Below are 18,155 nucleotides of genomic sequence, written 5' to 3'. Positions count from 1 at the left end.
AATGCCCGGTAAAACAGCTACCCCGGCGCCGACCACCGAAGCCGGCGCGGCCGCCGAGACGCGGTTCACCGAGCACACTCCGCAGGGCCGCCTGACGGCGCAGCGCGGGCTCTACGCCGGCCCGGCGCCGATCGTCAGCAAGGACCTGTACGCCGAGCTCGAGTGGGGCGCGGCCGTGCGGGAACGTGCGTCGATCGCCCTCGAGCCCGCCTCCAAGGTGTCGGGCAACACGTACTTCGGCCGGTTCCCGGCCAGCTACTGGCAGCGCTGGACGACGGTGACCGAGGTCTCGGTCGAGGCGGTCGTCACCGGCACCGGCCTGCTGTCGATGGGCGCTTCCGACGTCGAGGGCGAGCCCCGCGTGGTGGCCGCCGAGCAGGTCAAGGACGCCAAGCAGGCGAAGGTGTCGCTGACCGGCAAGCTGGACAAGTTCTACGACGGCGGCGCGCTCTGGCTCGACCTCGAGACCGAGGGCGGCCAGACGCTGCGCGTCGAGCAGGTCCGCTGGACGGTCGACGCGCCGGAGAAGATCCGGCCGACCGCGGTGACCATCTGCACGATGAACCGCGCCGACGACTGCCTGAAGAACCTGCAGGCCCTCGCCGCCGACGTCTCCTCGCTGGAGACGCTGGACGCGATCTACGTCGCCGACCAGGGCACCGACCTCGTCGAGTCCCGCGACGGCTTCGAGCAGGTCGCCAAGGACCTCGCCGACAAGCTGCACTACATCAAGCAGCCGAACCTCGGCGGCGCCGGCGGCTTCACCCGCGGCCTGTTCGAGGTAGCCGGGCACACCGCGACCGAGCACGCGAACGTCCTGTTCATGGACGACGACGTGCTGCTCGAGCCGGACCTGGTGATCCGGATGACGGCGTTCTCGAACCGCGCCGCCAACCCGATCATCGTCGGCGGCCAGATGCTCAACCTGTTCCACCCGAACCAGCTGCACGTCGGCGCCGAGTACGCCCGGCTCAACACGCTCGAGCCCGGCCAGCCGGTCGAGCACTCGCTGTCCACCGCCGACCTGCTCGGCGTGGACGAGGAGACGCTGAAGCCGAACCGCCAGGAGCGCCGCCTCGACGCCGGCTACAACGGCTGGTGGTCGTGCCTGATCCCCTACGAGGTCGTCCAGGCCACCGGCTACCCGCTGCCGTTCTTCTTCCAGTGGGACGACGCCGAGTACTCGTACCGGGCGCGCGCGCACGGCTTCCCGACGGTGACGTTGCCGGGTGCGGGCGTGTGGCACGCGGACTTCCACATGAAGGACTGGGACGAGTGGCACCGGTACTTCAACCTGCGCAACTCGATCATCACCGCGGCGCTGCACTCGCCGTTCAACCTGAACCTGCTGTCGCGGGTGCTGATCGCGCAGCTGGTGCGCTACCTGCTCGGCATGCAGTACGGCCTGTCGGCGACGCTGATCAAGGCCGTGGAGGACTTCCTGAAGGGCCCGGAAGTCCTGCGTGACGGCGGGGTCGAGGCGATGAAGGAGATCCGCCGCATCCGCGACGAGTACCCGGAGACCAAGCGCCACAAGGCGACCGACGTCCCGGGCATCGCGTCCAACGACATCGGCATCATCAACAGCGCGCCGCGGCCCAGCATGCAGCGCCTGGTGCTGATCAAGCGGGTCCTCGACCGGGTGCTCGGCCGCAGCCGCTTCGGGCTCGGCGCGGTGCCGATCGACGAGGCCAACTGGTGGCACATCGCGCTGTTCGACACGGCCGTGGTGACCGACGCGAGCCAGGAAGGCGTCCGCGTCCGGTCCTACGACCGGGTCAAGATGTTCGCGCTGGCCAAGCAGGGCGCGAAGGTCGTCCAGCGGCTGCGCAAGGAAGGCGCGGCGGTGCAGGAGCAGTACAAGCGGGCCATGCCCGAGCTCACCTCGCGTGAGAACTGGAAGCGCCTGTACAAGCTCTGACGTACTTCCCGAAGGCCGTCTCACGCACGTCGTGAGGCGGCCTTCGTCGTTTCAGGCGTGCATGCCGAACACGGTGCTCTTACGGGAGAGGTCGTTGATGTACGCGGCGGCCACGTGGGCGAAGTTGATCGTGACCGCCGATTCGTCCTTGGTGGTCACGGTTTCGACGGCGCCGTCCGTGACGAGCTGGGCGAGTTTGCCCGCCAGCTTCCCGGATTCTTCGGTGGTCAGCGCGAACAGCAGCGGTTCGCCGCCGGTGGCGAGGTGCAGGACGAGGGCGGGTTTGGAGTCGGCCATGCGTCCATCGGACCAGCGGCGATCTTGCCCCGGCAAGTGGGTTCGCTGAGGGCGGAGCAGCCGGGTGGACTACGTTTTCCGGGAAGGCCGGACTCATCCGCGGGGGGTTGGAAGCGAATGCCGCACTCGTTCTCGCTGTCGCTGGCGGCAGTGGACATCCTGCTCGAACAGCTCGGGCTGGGCCGCGCGCCGACGCCGTTCGAGGTCCCGCACGTGGGCACGACGGTCGAGCAGCGCGCGATGATCCGCGACGCCGTCGTCCGCGACCTGACCGGCCGCGGCCTGTGGAGCCGCGGCCGCCTGGACCCGGACGCCGAACTGGCGCTGGCGACGTTCGTCCGCGGCAGCGTGACCATCAGCGCGGCGGCCGAGCTGGGCGACCGACACCTGTTCGCGCGGGTGGCGTCCGACGGCCAGTTCGCGGTGCTCGCCCGCCAGGAGGAGAACCTGATCGTCTTCGAGGAGGTCCGCCCGACGGGCATCGTCCCGGCGATCGTCGACCTCCTCCCGCTGACCCCGGCGGCGCCGGGCCAGTCGGTGACGATTTCGCGGCCGGCCCAGCAGCCCCGCCACCAGCGCCGCGACGAGGCGTACGACCCGTTCGCGGGCGTCAGCGCCCCGCGCTCCCACAGCGGCGGAGGTGGCCCGCAGGTCCGCATGATCGAGCGCGTCTTCCAGGAGCCGAAGAAGCGCGTGGGCCAGTTCACGGCCCAGACCCGCACGGGCACGTTCCCGCCGCTGGCCTGGTTCGACACCCCGAACGGCCGCTGGCTGATGTCCTCCCGCGCGGCCGCGGACGGCCAGCGCTGGATCACCTACGCCCCAGCCGACAACGCGCGCTTGGCCCAGCAGCTGTACGCCCAGCTCGAAGGCCAGTTCTGAGCTTCGGGAACCCCGCACGGCGCGGCTGCGTCCGAGGTGAAGATCGGTGAACGGCCGTGGCAGAGGGTGCCCGGCTAGTAGACTCCCGGGTGCACACGCACGGGCGAAGCGATTCGGGGTGGAACAGCGATGCAGATGGCTGACGGCGGGGGCGGAGGCTCGTTCACGGACATCCTCAACCCGCTTTCTGCGGCCGGGATGAGTGCCGCGGTGCAAAGCGTCACCGCCGAGACTCAGAAGCTCCTGGACGCAGCCAAGGGCGGCGGCTTCAAGATCACCCCCGAGGGTGTGAAGCCGATTCGAGACGCGCTGAACGACTTGATGAACGACATCAACGCTCTCGGTGATGCCACCTACACGCTCAGCCAGTCGCCTCAGCTGGGGAACCACCCGTACGGCCATACGGTCGCGTCACACGACCAGAAAGGCGCGGCGGAGGCCGACAACTCGGCAGGTGTTGTGCTCGAGAAGCTCAGGGCTGTGGCCGTACAGGCAGACGAGGCGCTTGCCCGTGCGGCCGGTCTCTACACGGAATCCGAGAACGCTGCTCTCGGCAGCCTGAAGTCCAAGTCCTAGGGAATGATGAATCTCTTCGCACGCGCTGCCCTTCCCATCGCTGCAGGTGCCGCCTTACTGGCCGGCTGTACCAGCACGCAGCAGGGCACTGCTTCGCCGGTCAACTCGGAGTCGTCCACTCCCGGCAATCCGACTTCGGCCGGTCCCGGCGGCGCCACGACCACGTCGCTGGAACCGTGCACCCTGCTCACCGCCGCCGACGTCAGCACGTACAACACGTTCGGTGACGCCAAAGAGCAGAAGCTCGGCAAAGCGCGGGTCTGCAGTTACCTGCACCGGACCGCAACTGCCAGCGAAGAGAGCATCGGCATCAACGTCGCCATCCGCGACGACGCACCGCTCGACTCCGTCAACGACACCGGGAACGGCGTCAAGGACCTGGAGATCAACGGCCGCAAGGCCAAGGAGGCGTCCGGCAACGCGCCCCTCGGCTGCACGGTCGCCCTCGGCGTGGGGGACACGGCGCGTGTCGACGTGAATGTCACCGCGGTCGCCACCGTCGAGAAGGCCTGCCAGGTCGCCGAGGACGTGGCCACGAAGATCGTCGAGCCGAAGCTGCCCAAGGGGTAAGGGGATCCAGATGACGACGCGACAGGGCTCGACGCCGAAGACCGAGGACAAGACGCCCCAGGAAGTCCAGGACATGGCTCCCGCCGAGCGGGACGCCTACCTGCAGCAGAAGGCCGAAGAGGGCGTCGACCCCGGCAGCTGGCTCTTCGGGCCCGTCCAGCAGTGGATCGCCCAGGCCCAGGCGAAGAACCAGGCCCAGCAGATGGGCGACAAGAACGTCAAGGAAGCCACCCAGGGCCGTGACGTCGAGTACGTCCAGGGGCTGAACGCGCCCAACGCGGACTACAAGGGCAATGACCACGCCCAGCTGCAGGCGTTCCTCCAGAGCAATCTCGACGTCGAGCAGGTCTCCAGCGTCTCGACCGCGTACCACGACGTGCACAAGATGTTCGACAAGTTCGCCCAGTCGATGAACACCGCCGTCAACGCCTCCAAGGGCACCTGGGAAGGCACCGCCGCCGAGAACGCGCAGCAGTACTTCACCAGCCTCGGCAAGTGGTCCGATGCCAACTCGCAGAACGCCAAGCTGGCCTCGGAAACCATCTACGACCAGGGGCAGGCCGCCGCGACGGCGAAGAACTCCATGCCCGCTCCGATCCCGTTCAGCTGGAAGGACGAGTTCACGGGCTGGGCCACCTCGAACCCCTTCAACCTGGCCGACAACGTCGACAAGTCGATCCAGAAGCAGAAGGACAGCCAGGCCGCGCACGACGAGGCCGCCGGCGTCATGGCGACCTACGACAAGAACCTCTACGAGGCCGCCTCCAAGCAGCCTGCTTTTGCGCCGCCGCCCAGCTTCAGCACTGGGGGGAGCACCGGTGACCCCAATGGCACCGGCGACAAGAACGGCATCAACAACCCGTCCAGCGTGACCATGCCCGGCGGCAACTCGGGGACCACGCCCGGCGGCCACGCCCAGGGCTTCTCCTCCGGGCCGGTCCCCGGCCTGGGCGGGTCCGCCGCGCACATCTCCGGGCCCGGCTCGACCACCGGCGCGGGGCTCCTGCCCGCGGGCACGACCACGCCGTCCGGCTTCACGCCCGGCTCGCTTCCGGCGGCCTCGACGCAGAACCCGAACCAGCAGTTCGGCGGGATGCCGCCGATGAGCCCGATGCCGATGGGCGGGATGAACTTCGGCGGCGACGAGGCCTACAACTCCAAGGTCGGCGGCGGCCGCGGTGGTGGCGGCGGGTTCGGGCCCGGCGGCTCGGGGGCCGGCAACGCGACGGGCGCGGGCGCCGCGTCGGGGGCGGCCCGGCCGGGTGGGATCGGTGCTGCCGAAGCCGCCGCGGGACGCGGGATGGGCGGCCTCGGTGCGGGCGCCGCCGGTCGCGGCGGGGGCATGGGCCCCGGTGGCGGCCTGGGGCGCGGTCAGAAGGGCGAGGGCGACGAGGACACCGAGCACTCGCGTCCGACCTACCTGGTCGAGGGGGACCCCGACGAGGTCTTCGGCACCGACATGCGCACGGCGCCGCCGGTCATCGGCGAATGAGAGCGTACGGAAAAAGGGGCCCTCGCAACGGGGGCCCCTTTTCCGTACGCCTGGAACTTCAGTAGCGGTAGAACTTCTCGGCGCGGCCCTGCCGCACCAGCTTCAGCCACTGCAGGAACGCCTTCGGGTCCCGCTTCACGCCCACGAAGTACAGTCCGAACCGGACGATCTCCAGCGCGCCGATCTTCCGCATCCCCGGCTGCGACAGCAGGTACCCGCGGTTGCGGTACGTGTAGTACCGCTTGACCTCGTTCTCCGGGTCCTGCGCGTGGAACTTGCCGCCCAGCATGGGCTTGAACTCGTCCGAGCCGTCCGGGTGCAGGTACTTCGTCTTCAGCGACGTGCCGAACGGCAGCCCCGAGCGGACCAGCCGCCGGTGCAGCTCGACCTCGTCGCCGCGGAAGAACAGGCGCAGGTCCGGCACACCGACGACGTCCAAAGTGGACGACCGGAACAGCGCGCCGTTCATCAGGGACGCGATGCCCGGCAGGAAGTCCACGCCCAGCTCGGACTGCGAACGCTTCCAGGTCAGGCCGCGGCGCAGCGGGAACGCCAGCTTGTCGGGCGCGTCGATGTTCGACACCACCGGCGAAATCTCCGCCAGGTCCCGCTTTTCCGCTTCCTCCAGCAGGATCGCGAGCACGTTCTCGTCGGCCGGCCGCCCGTCGTCGTCGGCCAGCCAGACCCAGTCCGCGCCCAGCGAAAGCGCGTGCAGCATGCCGAGCGCGAACCCGCCGGCGCCGCCGAGGTTCCGGTGCGACGGCAGGTACGTGTACGGCAGGGGGTAGTTCTCGACGACTTCGCGCGCGGAGTCGTCCGGCCCGTTGTCGACGACCACCAGGTGGTCGACCGGCCGGGTCTGGGCCGCGATGATCTTCAGCGAGTCCGCGAGCAGCTCGCGCCGGTGCCGCGTGACGACCACGCCGACGACCGCGCCGTCGGGCAGCTGCCGGGTCTCGCTCGCCATCATTCCCCGCCGTTCGTCGTCGCCACCGGCTCGATGCCGAAGCGCTGCAAGGTTTCCTGGCTCATGTTCTCGAAGGGGTCGCGGCCCTTGTACGCGGTGAGGACGTCCCGCAGCGAACCCTGCTGCTTGAGGTGCCCCTCGTCCATCCAGAGCGCGGTGTCGCACAGCTCGAACAGGAACTCGTCCGAGTGGCTCGCGAACACCAGGATGCCGGAGCGCTTGACGAGGTCCTTGAGCCGGTCGCGCGCCTTGTTGAGGAACGCCGCGTCGACCGCGCCGATGCCCTCGTCGAGGATCAGGATCTCGGGGTCGATCGACGTGACGACACCCAGCGCCAGCCGCACGCGCATACCCGTCGAGTACGTCCGCAGCGGCATCTGCAGGTAGTCGCCGAGCTCGGTGAACTCCGCGATGTCGTCGACCCGCTTCTCCATCTCCTTGGCGGTCATGCCGAGGAAGAGGCCGCGGATGATGATGTTCTCCTCGCCGGAGATCTCCGGGTCCATGCCGACCCCGAGGTCGAACACCGGCGCGATCTTCCCCTGGATCCGCGACGAACCCCGGGTCGGCTCGTAGATCCCGGCCAGCAGCCGCAGCAGCGTGGACTTGCCGGCGCCGTTGTGCCCGACGAGCCCGACGCGGTCGCCTTCGCGGAGTTTCAGGGTCACGTCGTGCAGCGCTTCGATGATCGGCACCTTGGTCTCGGTGCCGATCTTGCCGCCGACCTTGCCGAGGACCTTCTTCTTCATCGACCGGGTCTTCGCGTCGAAGATCGGGAAGTCGACGAAGGCGTTCTGAACGTCAATGCTGACCATTTGTCACACCCAGTAGGAGACGCGAGCACGGTAGTTGCGCATCGCGACGAGCGCGAGCGCCCAGCCGACGATGGTGATGGAGCCGACCACGATCCAGTTGCCCGGTGTGAACGACTGGCCGATCAGCGGCGCCCGGACCACCTGCATGAAGTGGTACAGCGGGTTCAGCTGGATGATCGGCAGCACCCACGAGATGCTCGCGCGCGTCCCGCCGGACAGCAGCTGGTCGACCGGCCACACGATCGGTGTGCCGTAGAACAGCAGCTGGATCAGCGAGTTGATGACCTGCGGGATGTCGCGGAAGCGGGTGGAGATGATGCCCAGCAGCAGCGTCACCCAGCCCGCGTTCAACGCGAGCAGGAAGAAGCCGGGGATGGCCAGCAGGATGTTCCAGCTCAGGCCCGGGTGGCAGAACGCGTTCCCGACGCAGAGGCCGTTTTCGTCGCCCAGCGAGTACGGGCCGTCCAGCGCCGAGAAGAAGATCACGAGGATCACGACGTAGACGATCATGTTGTGCGCCAGCAGCAGCGTCTGCCGCCACACGGTGCGCAGCATGTACACGCTCAGCGGCGCCGGGAGCTGCTTGATCAGCCCCTCGTTCGCGATGAACGTCTCCATGCCCTCGGCGAGGCAGCCGCTGATGAAGCCCCACAGGATGAAGCCGGTGCTCAGGTAGGGCAGGAACACCTGGATCGGCGAGTTGAACAGCTGCGAGTACAGCAGCCCGAGCCCGAGCGCGATGACGGCCTGGCTGATGGTGATCCAGAACGGCCCGATCACCGAGCGGCGGTACCGCTGCTTGATGTCCTGCCAGCCGAGGTGACCCCAGAGCTCGCGGGCGGAGAAACCGGCCTTGATGTCGGCGAAGGCACGCGAGAACGTCTTGCTGTCCGACGTCGGCGGTGCGGACGTCGCTACTGGTGAGTCTGCGGCCTGAACCGTGCTGGTGGCATGCACGTGGACGAGGGTACCGATGGGATGAGCGGCACCATTGATAGGGCACTCGGGGTCGGGTGACCTGGGCCCCGGCGCGGCACGGGCTAAGGTCGGGGACGGACCGCAGCACGCAGCGACCCGGAGGTCTCCATGTTCATGCTCGGCGAGCACCCGGTCGGTGCCGACCACCCCCCTCTCGTGATCGCCGAGATCGGGATCAACCACGAAGGCGACCCCAAGAAGGCGCACAAGATGGTCGACGACGCCGCGGACGCCGGCGTCCAGGTCGTCAAGATCCAGACGCACGTGGTCGACGACGAGATGATCCCGAACGACGTCGTGCCCGGCAACGCCGACGAGCCGATCTGGGACATGATGAACCGCGTCGCGCTCACGGCCGAGGACGAGCGCGAGATCAAGGCGCACGCCGAGGAGCGCGGGCTCGTCTTCCTCTCGACGCCGTTCTCCCGCGCCGCCGCGGACAGGCTGGCCGAGCTCGACGTCGAGGGCTTCAAGATCGGCTCGGGGGAGTGCAACAACTACCCGCTGATCCGGCACGTGGCCTCGTTCGGCAAGCCCGTCATCCTCTCCACCGGGATGAACGACGTGGCCTCCATCACCCCGGCGGTCGAGATCCTGCGGGCCGCGGGCGTCGGCTTCGCGCTGCTGCACTGCACGTCGCTGTACCCGACGCCGCCGGAGCAGGTGCGGCTCGGCGCGATCGCCGAGCTGCACGCCGCCTTCCCGGACGCCGAACTCGGACTTTCCGACCACACCACCACGATCTACCCGTGCCTGGGCGCGGTCGCGCTCGGCGCTTCCGTGCTCGAGCGGCACTTCACCTCGGACATGAGCTGGCCCGGTCCGGACATCCCGGTCTCGTCGACGCCCGCCGAGTTCAAGCAGCTCGTCGAGGGCTCGCGCCTGATCCACGCGTCCCGGGGCGGCTCGAAGCAGATCCTGGCCGAGGAACAGCCGACGATCGACTTCGCCTACGCCTGCGTCGTCACCACCAAGGACGTCGCCGAGGGTGAGGCGCTGACCACGGACAACATCTGGGTCAAGCGCCCGGGCACCGGCGAGATCAAGGCCAAGGACTTCGACAGCCTCCTCGGCCGGGCCGTCACCCGGGCGCTGCCGGCGAACACGCAGGTGAGCTGGGCGGACCTTGGCTGAGTCCGGGCGGCGTGAGGTCCTGTTCCTCACCGGGACCCGCGCCGACTTCGGGAAGCTGCGGGACGTCATGCTCGCCGTGCAGAAGAGCCCGGTGCTGTCCGCCCGCATCGTGGTCACCGGCATGCACATGCTGCGCAGCTACGGCTACACGGTGCGGGAGATCGAGCTGGCCGGGCTGGAACGGCTGCACCTGATCCCGAACCAGATCGAAGACGAGCCGATGGCGCTCGTGCTGGCCAACACCGTCCAGGCGCTGGCCCGGCTGGTGCACGAGGAGCAGCCCGCCGCGATCGTCGTGCACGGCGACCGGGTCGAAGCCCTCGCCGGCGCGATCGTCGGCTCGCTGGCGAACGTGCGGGTCGTGCACATCGAAGGCGGCGAGGTCAGCGGCACGATCGACGACGTCATCCGGCACTCGCTGTCGAAGCACGCCCACGTGCACCTGGTCGCCAACGAGACGGCCCGGCGCCGGCTGCTGCAACTCGGCGAGGAGGAGGACCGGATCTTCGTCGTCGGCAGCCCCGAGGTCGACGTCCTGACGTCGGCGCGGCTGCCCGACCTCGACGAGGTCCGGCGCCACTACGAGATCCCGTTCACCGACTACGGCCTGCTGGCCCTGCACCCGGTGACGACCGAGCGCGACCTCAACCGGCGTAACGCGGCGGCCGTGGTCGACGCCGTGCTCACCGAGGGCAATTGGGTCGTCATCGACCCGAACAACGACGAAGGCTGCCGTGAGATCAGGAGCGAGCTGGACCGGCTCGAGGGGCCGCGGTTCGTGCGCCTGCCGTCGATGCGGTTCGAGTACTTCGTGACCTTGATGAAGAACGCGGCCGTCGTGCTGGGCAACTCGAGCGCCGGCGTGCGGGAGGCGCCCGTGCTGGGGACGCCGTCGGTCACCGTCGGCACCCGGCAGCGCAACCGGGCGATGGCGCCCAGCGTGCTGTCGGTCGAACCCACCGCCGAAGCCGTCACGGCCGGGATCGGCAAGGCCCGCGCCATGGGCCGGTGCGAGCCGCACACCGAGTTCGGCGAGCCGGGCGCGCACCGCCGGATCATCGACCTGCTCGAGGGCGAGGAGATCTGGCGGCCGTCGCTCTACAAGGCGTTCGTGGACCGTTAGCCGGCCGCGTGCTGCTCGGCCAGGACGAGGTCCGCGGCGGAGTCGATGTCGATCGCCCGCTCGACCGGCACGAACTGGGGCCGCACCTCGGGGATGAAGAACCGCTCGTGCCGGCGCAGGTCGCCGGCCCGGACGAGGTAGATGCCGCCGGTGGGCCGCAGCACGACGGGCAGCGTCTGCCGGGGTGCTTCGAGGTCGGCCCAGTCCCGGACCGGCGCGATCCCGCCGTCCGGCGTCTCCAGGCACACCTTCAGCGGGTGGTGGTCGGTCGAGCGGCACATCTGCACGACCGAGCCGGTCGGCCGGTCCGCGTGGATGTCGAGGCACTCGGCGATGTCCTCGGCCGTCCGCAGCGGCGAAGTGGGCTGGAGCAGCAGGACGAGCGTCGAATCGGGGACGCCGAGCGTGTCGATCGCGTGCGTGACCGCGGGCAGCGTCCGGCTCGTCGCCTCCGCGAGCTGGGCGGGCCGGGCGACGGTCCGGGCCCCCTCGGCCTCGGCCGCGGCGGCGATGTCCGCGTCGTCGGTGGTGACGACGACGTCGGCGATCCCGGCCGCGACGGCGGTGTGCACCGTGTGCGCGACCAGCGGACGGCCCCGGAAGGGCGCCAGGTTCTTGCCCGGCAGCCCGACGGAGCCGCCCCTCGCCGGGACGATGGCCAGCGCGGTCACAGAGACCCCTTCCGGGTAACGACAGTGGTCTGTCGGCTATTGTCCGTCTGCTCGGCTGCCCGCTGACGGCGGCCCCGGACAGCGATGCCATGGGGGAGCGATGAATCGGACTCAGTTCGCGGACGAAGCCTCCGCGCAGCTCGACGAAGGTGACCTCGGCCGCATGCTCCGTGACCTCCTCACCGCCTACGCCCGCGGCCAGCGCGTCGAGACGATCGCGGTGGTCGGGAACGCGCCGATGGCGCCCGACGCCGAGCGCGCCGCGCTGATCGACGGCAGCGACCTCGTCTTCCGCATGACGACCTTCGCGCTGGACGAGCCGGACGCCGAACCGACCTACGGCCGCCGCACCGACGTCGTGGTGGTCCACCGCGGGGTGATGGTCTCGCCGTACACGTTCGCCGACTACACGTCACGGCTGTACCTGCTCGCCGAGCCGGGCCGGCTGTTCTGGGAGCCCGAGACGCTGCCCGACTGGTGGCCCGCCGACCTGGGGTTCGTGCCGATTCCGAACCGGCAGTTCGTGCTGCCGCTGTCGAAGCTGCTGGGGCTTTCGGCGGACGAGCACGTCTGGGCCACGACCGGCACGCTGGTGACGTACCTGTGCAAGCAGCTCTTCCCGAAGGCGCTGGTGCGCCTCACCGGGGTGTCGATCATCGAGCGGCCGGACCAGACCGACTTCGAGCACGCCTGGGGCAGCAAGGTCGGGGTGACCGCGGAACACCGCCTGCACGCGGAATCGAAGCTGCTGAGCACTTGGCGTGACTCCGGAAGAATCGAGATCATACAGTGAGTGACATTCGCGGAGTGGTGGTTCCACGGGCGAAAGCGCTCGCCGGCCTGGCCTGGCGACCGGTGATGGCGAGGCTGCGGCCGCGGATCGAGCAGATCGCGACCGACCGGATGCAGCCCGAACTCGACCGGCTGCACGCGGACATCGCCGAGCTGCGCCGGGACGCCGAGCGGGCCACCCAGGAACTCGACGGCCACGTGAAGTGGCTCTACGACGAGCAGCGGCGCCTGGCGCCGCACCTGGCCGCCCTGGAAGCGCGCATCGCCGCATTCGAGCGGCCGGGCTCGGTGGCCCGGCTCGCGGAGCGGCTCGAGTACGCCCCAGACGAGGCGGAGGAAGTTCGCGCCGAGCACGCCCGCATCCGCGCGCGGCTGGCGGCGATTTCCCAGTACGAAGAGCGCTTGGCCCGCTTGGAGGAGGACTTCGCGGCACGGCGCGAGGTTGCCGGCTGAGTTCGGGCGGCCGCACCCGGCGCCGCGACGGTGATCGAGGACCGAATCCGTCCTCGATCGCTTCTACCGTTCGAGCATGACTTCCGAGATCACGCCGTTCCGCGTCGACGTTCCGCAAGCCGACCTCGACGATCTTCGTGCGCGGCTGGCGAACACGCGGTGGCCCGACCAGCCCGCCGATGCCGGCTGGCGGCTTGGAGCGCCCGTTGGCTACGTGCGTGAGCTGGCCGAGCACTGGCGCACCAGCTTCGACTGGCGGGCGCAAGAGGAACGCATCAACGGGTTCCCGCAGTTCACGACCACGATCGACGGGACGAACGTGCACTTCCTGCACGTGGTCTCGCCGGAGCCCGAGGCGCCGGCGGTGCTGCTGACGCACGGCTGGCCGGGCTCCGTCGTCGAGTTCCTCGACGTCATCGGGCCGCTGACGGACCCCCGCGCCTACGGCGGCGATCCGGCGGACGCGCTGACGGTGGTGGTGCCGTCGATCCCGGGCTACGGCTTCTCGGGCCCGACCCCCACGTCGGACTGGGGGCCGGACCGGGTTGCCCGGGCCTTCGCGGAGCTGATGACCCGGCTCGGCTACCCCCGCTTCGGCGCACACGGTGGTGACTGGGGCGCGATCGTCTCACGTGAGTTGGCGATCCAGTTCCCCGAGCGGCTGCTCGGCATCCACGTGACGATGCTGGCGTCTGCGGTCGTCCGCAGCGAAGCCGACCTCGAGGGCTTGGTGGGGCTCGAGCTGGAGAAGGGGAAGCGTTCGCTGGCGAAGGGGGCGAAGTTCTCTCGCGAGGGCACCGCCTACGCGACGCTCCAGGCGACGAAGCCCCAGACACTCGCGTACGGCCTGCACGACTCCCCGGCCGGCCAGCTGGCGTGGATCGCGGAGAAGTTCCGATCGTTCTCGAACACCACGGAAGACCTGATCGACCGCGACGACCTCCTGGCCGACGTGTCGATCTACTGGTTCACGCAGACGGCCAATTCCTCGGCCCGGCTGTACGCGGCCCTGACCGGAGGCTGGGGCGCGCCGGTGCCGGTGAACCCGGTCTCGACCGGGGTGGCGGTCTTCCCCGACGACATCGGTCTGCCGATCCGGACGCTGGCGGAGCGAACGGACAAGATCGTCCACTGGACCGAGTTCCCCCGGGGTGGTCACTTCCCGGGGCTGGAGGAACCGGACGCGCTGATCGGCGACATCCGCGAGTTCTTCCGCGCCCGGTAGTTGTCCACAGAGGTTGTCCACAGGCCCTCCGGTCTGTGGACAACTCACCCGTCAGAGGTACTGACCCGTCCCCGAAATGCCCGGTCCGTGCTCGTGCCCGTGCCCGGCGGCGGCCCCCGACGGACCGGCCGGCAGCCCACGCCGCATCTGCTCCAGCTGCACCCGGGCCGCCATCTGCTGGGCGAACAGGGCCGTCTGGATCCCGCTGAACAACCCCTCCAGCCACCCCACCAGCTGCGCCTGCGCGATCCGCAGCTCCGCGTCCGACGGCGTCGAGTCGTCCGTGAACGGCCGGACCAGCCTCTCCAGTTCGTCCTGCAGCTCCGGCGCCAGCGCCTTCTCGAGCTCGCGGATCGACGTCTGGTGGATCTCGCGCACGCGCGTGCGGGACGCGTCGTCCAGCGGGGCCGCGCGGACCTCCTCCAGGAGCTGCTTGATCATCGTGCCGATGCGCATCACCTTCGCCGGCTCTTCGACGAGGTCGCCCACCGACTCCGGGTGGTCGCCATCGGGGGAGGTGGTCCCCACCGGCGTGCCGTCCGGTCCGACGACCACCACGTGGGGTGAAGATTCCTGGCCCGGGTCACCCGTTGTGAAGTTCGGCTCGGTCATGTGCTCCATCCTGGCTTGCCTTCGACACGCTCCGCGACACCCGCGGGGTGTCCGTCTCCGAGCGTAGCCGTAAACCGGGTTCCCGGTGGCTCTCCACCCAACCCCGGACGCACGGCGAAACCGCACGTCCGTACGGTGTCCCCATGGCGTTCGACGTCGCTCGTATCCGTGGGCTCTTTCCCGCGCTGGGTGACGGCTGGATTCACTTCGACGGCGCCGCCGGAATGCTGGTCCCGGAACAGGTCGCTTCGGCCGTTTCCACGGCGATGCGAGCCCCGGTGTCCGGGCCGGGCGGAGCGTTTCCGGCCTCACAACGCGCGGAAAGCATCGTGACCGCGGCCCGCCGGGCCGTGGCCGACCTGGTCGGGGCCGACCCGGCTGCCGTCGTGCTCGGGCCGAGCGCGCCCGTCATGCTGCGCCGGCTCGTCGACGCGCTCGCCGAGCGCTGGACCATCGGTGACGAAGTCGTCGTGTCCCGGCTCGACGAACAAGCGAACCTGGCGCCCTGGCAACGCGCGGCCAAGCGGGTCGGCGCCGTCGTGCGCTGGGGCGAAATCGACATCGAGACCTGCGAGCTGCCCGCGTGGCAGTACGAGCAGCTCGTGTCCGCGCGCACCAAAGCCGTCGCCGTCACGCTCGCCTCCGGGTCCGTCGGCACCCGGCCGGACGTGCCGACGATCATCGAGTTCGCCAAGCGGGTCGGCGCGCTCGTCGTCGTCGACGCCACCTACGCCGCGCCCTTCCTGCCGCTCGACATCAACGCGCTCGGTGCCGACGTCATGGTCGTGTCCGCGCAGGCCTGGGGCGGCCCTTCGGTGGGTGCCCTGGTCTTCCGCGACCCCGAGCTGATCGAGCGGATCCCGTCGGCCTCGCTCGACCCGATGGCCCGCGGCGCCGCCCGCCTGGAGCTCGGCCCGCACGCCTACCCGCTGCTCGCCGGGCTGATCGCGTCGATCGACTACCTCTCCGGCCTCGACGACGCCGCCACCGGATCCCGCCGCGAGCGGCTGGTCACCTCGCTCGGCTCGGCGAAGTCCTACCACGCCGGGCTGCTCGCGCAGCTGTCAACGGACCTGCTGTCGCTGCGGCACATCATGGTCATCGGCAACGCCATGCGCCGGATCCCCGCGCTCGCCTTCGCCGTCGCCGGCAAGAAGGCGCCCGAGGTCGCCGAGTACCTGGCGACGCAGGGCTTGTGCGCCTTCGCCGACGACGGCACGAGCGGCGTCTTCGCGTCACTCGGCGTCGGAGAAGTGGGCGGCGCCGTGCGGATCGGGCTCGCCCACTACTCCAACGTCTTCGAGATCAACCAGCTCGTGCGGGTCCTGGAAGAACTCCGCTAGGACTTGGCGGCCAGCAGGACCTTGCCGAAGACGCTGCCCTCTTCCATCACCCGGTGCGCGGTCGCGGCTTCGGCCATCGGCACGACCTGGCCGACGATCGGCTTGACCAGGCCCTCGGCGACCAGCGGCCACAGGTGCTCGCGGACGTCGGCGACGATCGCCGCCTTCTGGTCGAGCGGCCGGAACCGCAGGCCCGCGGCGAACACCGACGCCCGCTTGCCGAGCAGCGCGCCGACGTTCAGCTCGCCCTTGACCCCGCCCTGCATGCCGATGATCACCAGGCGCCCGTCCTGCTGCAGCGCGTCGATGTTGCGGCCCAGGTAGGACGCGCCCATGTTGTCGAGGATGACGTTCGCGCCGCCGGTCTCCGCGCGGAGCACCTCGACGAAGTCCTGCTCCTTGTAGTTGATCGTGATGTCGGCACCGAGCTGGCGGCAGCTTTCGAGCCGGTCCGGCGAGCCCGCGGTGACGGCGACCGTCGCGCCGAGCGCCTTGCCGACCTGGATGGCGTGCGTGCCGATGCCGCCGGCGCCGCCGTGGACCAGCAGCACGTCGCCCTCCGTGAGCTTCGCGTGCATCACGACGTTCGCCCACACCGTGCAGGCCACCTCGGGCAGCGCGGCCGCGGTGAGCAGGTCGACCTCGCCCGGCACCGGGAGCAGCTGCCCCGCCGGGACGACAGCCTTCTCCGCGTAGCCGCCGCCGGAGAGCAGGGCGCAGACCTCGTCGCCGACGTTCCAGCCTTCGACACCCTCGCCGAGCTCCGCGATCGTGCCGGAGCACTCGAGGCCGATGGTTTCGCTCGCGCCGGGCGGCGGCGGGTAGTGGCCCTGGCGTTGCAGCAGATCCGCGCGGTTCACCGCGCTCGCCGCGACTTCCAGCAGCACCTCGCCGGGGCCGGGCCGCGGATCCGCGACCTCCGCCCACTCGAGAACGTCCGGGTCACCTGGTTCACGGATGGTGATCGCGTACATGTGTCGACTGTATACCGCGGCGAAAGGTCCCGCCGAAAGGCGCATTGACGGACTTCGCATATCGAACAAAGGTGAGCAACCATGTCACTCTTCAGAACGAAAATCCTGCCGCCGATGGCTATCGCCGCCGGCGCGACGCTGCTGCTCGGCCTCACCCCGGCCGCCGCGGCGAACACCGTCCCCGACGGTCCCGCCCTGGCGAAGCAGCTCGTCAAGAAGGTCGACGTCAACGGCGTCAACCGGCACCTGATCGCTCTCCAGCGCATCGCCGACACCAACGGTGGCACCCGGGCCGCGAGCACCGAGGGCCACAAGAAGTCCGCCGAGTACATCGCGACCAAGCTCGAGGCGGCCGGCTTCCAGGTCACCCGCCAGGAGTTCCCGTTCACGTACTCGGAGACCCTGGCCGAGAAGCTGACCGCGGGCGGCGCCAACGTCCCGATCATCGCCATGGAGTACACGAAGTCGACGCCGGTCGGCGGCATCACCGCGCCGCTCGCCGTGATCGCGGTCGACGACACCAGCGGCTGCGAGGCCACCGACTACACCGCCGACGTCGCGGGCAAGATCGCCCTGATCAAGCGCGGCGGCTGCTCGTTCGCGCAGAAGCAGCAGACGGCCGCGGCCGCGGGCGCGATCGGCGCCATCGTCTACAACAACACCGACGGCGCGCTCAACGGGACGCTCGGGGGCCCGGAGAACGCGGCGATCCCGACCGGGGGCGTGACGGCGGCCGCGGGGGCGCAGCTGGCCACGCTCGGCGGGCAGAACGTGACGCTGGAGCTGCGGGCCTTCCAGGAGGCGCGGACCAGCTACAACGTCATCGCCGAAACCAAGACCGGCCGCAAGGACAACGTGGTGATGCTGGGGTCGCACCTCGACAGCGTCCCGGCCGGCCCGGGCATCAACGACAACGGTTCCGGCTCGGCCGCCCTGCTGGAGACCGCGCTGCAGCTGGGGAGCAGCCCGAAGGTCAACAACGGCGTCCGCTTCGGCTTCTGGAGCGCGGAGGAGTTCGGCCTGATCGGCTCGACCTACTACGTCGACCAGCTGACCTTCGAGCAGCAGCTCGACATCGCGCTCTACCTGAACTTCGACATGATCGGCTCGCCCAACGCCGGCTACTTCGCCTATGACGGCGACAACTCCGACGGTGTCGGCGCGGGTGCCGGTCCGTACGGCTCGGCGCAGATCGAGAAGACCTTCGTCGACTTCATGCAGGCCGCGCGCGGGGTGTCCGTCGAGGGCACCGACTTCACCGGGCGTTCGGACTACGGCGAGTTCATCGCCGTCGGCATCCCGGCCGGCGGCCTCGACACCGGTGCCGAGG

19 protein-coding genes are annotated in these 18,155 nt (G+C 69.8%); 12 read left to right on the top strand and 7 right to left on the bottom strand.

What is annotated here, in order from left to right; all coding sequences use genetic code 11:
* Position 1 precedes the first annotated feature (1 nt).
* Positions 2 to 1,921 carry a glycosyltransferase gene (locus CCN39_RS35195; protein WP_086849427.1) on the top strand — a complete coding sequence of 640 codons (1,920 nt, stop codon included), beginning with the start codon at positions 2 to 4 and terminating at the stop codon, positions 1,919 to 1,921.
* A gap of 51 nt (positions 1,922 to 1,972) precedes the next feature.
* Here CCN39_RS35195 and CCN39_RS35190 read toward each other — a convergent pair whose 3' ends face one another.
* Positions 1,973 to 2,218 carry a hypothetical protein gene (locus CCN39_RS35190; RefSeq protein ID WP_086849425.1) on the bottom strand — a complete coding sequence of 82 codons (246 nt, stop codon included), beginning with the start codon at positions 2,216 to 2,218 and terminating at the stop codon, positions 1,973 to 1,975.
* Between the two features lie 117 nt (positions 2,219 to 2,335).
* On the opposite strand from CCN39_RS35190, the gene CCN39_RS35185 reads away from it, so the two are divergent.
* From CCN39_RS35185 to CCN39_RS35170, 4 genes are all read left to right on the top strand, one after another.
* Positions 2,336 to 3,100: an ESX secretion-associated protein EspG gene (locus tag CCN39_RS35185; RefSeq protein ID WP_086849423.1), complete on the top strand. Its 765-nt coding sequence runs from the start codon at positions 2,336 to 2,338 to the stop codon at positions 3,098 to 3,100.
* 129 nt (positions 3,101 to 3,229) lie between these two features.
* Positions 3,230 to 3,676 carry a hypothetical protein gene (locus tag CCN39_RS35180; RefSeq protein WP_086849421.1) on the top strand — a complete coding sequence of 149 codons (447 nt, stop codon included), beginning with the start codon at positions 3,230 to 3,232 and terminating at the stop codon, positions 3,674 to 3,676.
* A 6-nt stretch (positions 3,677 to 3,682) separates the two neighbouring features.
* Positions 3,683 to 4,246: a DUF3558 domain-containing protein gene (locus CCN39_RS35175; RefSeq protein WP_244211142.1), complete on the top strand. Its 564-nt coding sequence runs from the start codon at positions 3,683 to 3,685 to the stop codon at positions 4,244 to 4,246.
* A gap of 10 nt (positions 4,247 to 4,256) precedes the next feature.
* A complete protein-coding gene (locus CCN39_RS35170; protein ID WP_086849417.1) occupies positions 4,257 to 5,738 on the top strand; it encodes a hypothetical protein in 1,482 nt (493 codons plus the stop codon).
* Between the two features lie 58 nt (positions 5,739 to 5,796).
* Here the strand turns inward: CCN39_RS35170 and glfT1 are convergent, their stop codons facing one another.
* The 3 genes from glfT1 to wzm are packed head-to-tail and all read right to left on the bottom strand — an operon-like array spanning position 5,797 to position 8,477.
* On the bottom strand, positions 5,797 to 6,705 hold the full coding sequence (gene glfT1 / locus CCN39_RS35165) for a galactofuranosyltransferase GlfT1 (RefSeq protein ID WP_167455271.1): 909 nt from the start codon (positions 6,703 to 6,705) through the stop codon (positions 5,797 to 5,799).
* Complete coding sequence (gene wzt, locus CCN39_RS35160) at positions 6,705 to 7,520, bottom strand: galactan export ABC transporter ATP-binding subunit Wzt/RfbE (protein ID WP_086849413.1); 816 nt, start codon at positions 7,518 to 7,520, stop codon at positions 6,705 to 6,707. Before wzt ends, glfT1 begins: the two co-directional genes overlap by 1 nt.
* 3 nt (positions 7,521 to 7,523) lie before the next feature.
* A complete protein-coding gene (wzm, locus tag CCN39_RS35155; protein ID WP_086849411.1) occupies positions 7,524 to 8,477 on the bottom strand; it encodes a galactan export ABC transporter permease subunit Wzm/RfbD in 954 nt (317 codons plus the stop codon).
* Between the two features lie 129 nt (positions 8,478 to 8,606).
* Here wzm and CCN39_RS35150 point away from each other — a divergent pair, with 129 nt between their 5' ends.
* Positions 8,607 to 9,632 carry an N-acetylneuraminate synthase family protein gene (locus CCN39_RS35150; protein WP_086849409.1) on the top strand — a complete coding sequence of 342 codons (1,026 nt, stop codon included), beginning with the start codon at positions 8,607 to 8,609 and terminating at the stop codon, positions 9,630 to 9,632.
* The gene (gene neuC / locus CCN39_RS35145) at positions 9,625 to 10,755 is read left to right on the top strand and encodes a UDP-N-acetylglucosamine 2-epimerase (protein WP_086849407.1); all 1,131 of its coding nucleotides are present in this window, start codon (positions 9,625 to 9,627) and stop codon (positions 10,753 to 10,755) included. The genes CCN39_RS35150 and neuC overlap by 8 nt, the downstream gene beginning before the upstream one ends.
* Here neuC and CCN39_RS35140 read toward each other — a convergent pair.
* Entirely contained in the window at positions 10,752 to 11,426 is a 675-nt protein-coding gene (locus tag CCN39_RS35140) for an acylneuraminate cytidylyltransferase family protein (RefSeq protein ID WP_086849405.1), read from the bottom strand. The two genes, neuC and CCN39_RS35140, sit on opposite strands and share 4 nt — an antisense overlap.
* Before the next feature lie 100 nt (positions 11,427 to 11,526).
* On the opposite strand from CCN39_RS35140, the gene CCN39_RS35135 reads away from it, so the two are divergent.
* The 3 genes from CCN39_RS35135 to CCN39_RS35125 all read left to right on the top strand — a co-directional run bounded on the left by CCN39_RS35135 (position 11,527) and on the right by CCN39_RS35125 (position 13,896).
* Entirely contained in the window at positions 11,527 to 12,219 is a 693-nt protein-coding gene (locus CCN39_RS35135; RefSeq protein WP_086849403.1) for a hypothetical protein, read from the top strand.
* 14 nt (positions 12,220 to 12,233) lie between these two features.
* Complete coding sequence (locus tag CCN39_RS35130; RefSeq protein ID WP_086849401.1) at positions 12,234 to 12,671, top strand: hypothetical protein; 438 nt, start codon at positions 12,234 to 12,236, stop codon at positions 12,669 to 12,671.
* A gap of 76 nt (positions 12,672 to 12,747) precedes the next feature.
* Positions 12,748 to 13,896, top strand: a complete 1,149-nt coding sequence (locus tag CCN39_RS35125) for an epoxide hydrolase family protein (RefSeq protein WP_086849399.1) — start codon at positions 12,748 to 12,750, stop codon at positions 13,894 to 13,896.
* A gap of 51 nt (positions 13,897 to 13,947) precedes the next feature.
* Here CCN39_RS35125 and CCN39_RS35120 read toward each other — a convergent pair whose 3' ends face one another.
* The gene (locus CCN39_RS35120; protein ID WP_086849398.1) at positions 13,948 to 14,517 is read right to left on the bottom strand and encodes a bacterial proteasome activator family protein; all 570 of its coding nucleotides are present in this window, start codon (positions 14,515 to 14,517) and stop codon (positions 13,948 to 13,950) included.
* A 134-nt stretch (positions 14,518 to 14,651) separates the two neighbouring features.
* Here CCN39_RS35120 and CCN39_RS35115 point away from each other — a divergent pair, with 134 nt between their 5' ends.
* The gene (locus CCN39_RS35115; protein WP_086849396.1) at positions 14,652 to 15,851 is read left to right on the top strand and encodes a cysteine desulfurase-like protein; all 1,200 of its coding nucleotides are present in this window, start codon (positions 14,652 to 14,654) and stop codon (positions 15,849 to 15,851) included.
* Here the strand turns inward: CCN39_RS35115 and CCN39_RS35110 are convergent.
* Entirely contained in the window at positions 15,848 to 16,825 is a 978-nt protein-coding gene (locus CCN39_RS35110) for an NAD(P)H-quinone oxidoreductase (RefSeq protein WP_086849394.1), read from the bottom strand. The genes CCN39_RS35115 and CCN39_RS35110 overlap by 4 nt on opposite strands.
* A gap of 81 nt (positions 16,826 to 16,906) precedes the next feature.
* Between CCN39_RS35110 and CCN39_RS35105 the strand changes: the two genes are divergently transcribed.
* The coding region (locus CCN39_RS35105; protein WP_208630516.1) for a M28 family peptidase at positions 16,907 to 18,155 on the top strand (1,249 nt) is incomplete at its 3' end.

The organism is Amycolatopsis kentuckyensis (genome assembly GCF_002155975.1).
GTDB lineage: Bacteria > Actinomycetota > Actinomycetes > Mycobacteriales > Pseudonocardiaceae > Amycolatopsis > Amycolatopsis kentuckyensis.
Note: the sequence above shows the minus strand (reverse complement) of the source record. Positions and strands in the feature narration are given on the sequence as shown.

Excerpts from the sequence above, each read along its gene's own strand:
- CCN39_RS35110 (WP_086849394.1), bottom strand. The coding sequence starts at position 16,825 with ATGTACGCGATCACCATCCGTGAACCAGGTGACCCGGACGTTCTCGAG.
- CCN39_RS35125 (WP_086849399.1), top strand. The coding sequence starts at position 12,748 with ATGACTTCCGAGATCACGCCGTTCCGCGTCGACGTTCCGCAAGCCGAC.
- CCN39_RS35175 (WP_244211142.1), top strand. The coding sequence starts at position 3,683 with ATGAATCTCTTCGCACGCGCTGCCCTTCCCATCGCTGCAGGTGCCGCC.
- CCN39_RS35195 (WP_086849427.1), top strand. The coding sequence starts at position 2 with ATGCCCGGTAAAACAGCTACCCCGGCGCCGACCACCGAAGCCGGCGCG.
- CCN39_RS35180 (WP_086849421.1), top strand. The coding sequence starts at position 3,230 with ATGCAGATGGCTGACGGCGGGGGCGGAGGCTCGTTCACGGACATCCTC.
- CCN39_RS35120 (WP_086849398.1), bottom strand. The coding sequence starts at position 14,517 with ATGGAGCACATGACCGAGCCGAACTTCACAACGGGTGACCCGGGCCAG.
- CCN39_RS35170 (WP_086849417.1), top strand. The coding sequence starts at position 4,257 with ATGACGACGCGACAGGGCTCGACGCCGAAGACCGAGGACAAGACGCCC.
- CCN39_RS35185 (WP_086849423.1), top strand. The coding sequence starts at position 2,336 with ATGCCGCACTCGTTCTCGCTGTCGCTGGCGGCAGTGGACATCCTGCTC.
- wzt (WP_086849413.1), bottom strand. The coding sequence starts at position 7,520 with ATGGTCAGCATTGACGTTCAGAACGCCTTCGTCGACTTCCCGATCTTC.
- CCN39_RS35115 (WP_086849396.1), top strand. The coding sequence starts at position 14,652 with ATGGCGTTCGACGTCGCTCGTATCCGTGGGCTCTTTCCCGCGCTGGGT.
- CCN39_RS35150 (WP_086849409.1), top strand. The coding sequence starts at position 8,607 with ATGTTCATGCTCGGCGAGCACCCGGTCGGTGCCGACCACCCCCCTCTC.
- CCN39_RS35135 (WP_086849403.1), top strand. The coding sequence starts at position 11,527 with ATGAATCGGACTCAGTTCGCGGACGAAGCCTCCGCGCAGCTCGACGAA.
- CCN39_RS35190 (WP_086849425.1), bottom strand. The coding sequence starts at position 2,218 with ATGGCCGACTCCAAACCCGCCCTCGTCCTGCACCTCGCCACCGGCGGC.
- glfT1 (WP_167455271.1), bottom strand. The coding sequence starts at position 6,705 with ATGGCGAGCGAGACCCGGCAGCTGCCCGACGGCGCGGTCGTCGGCGTG.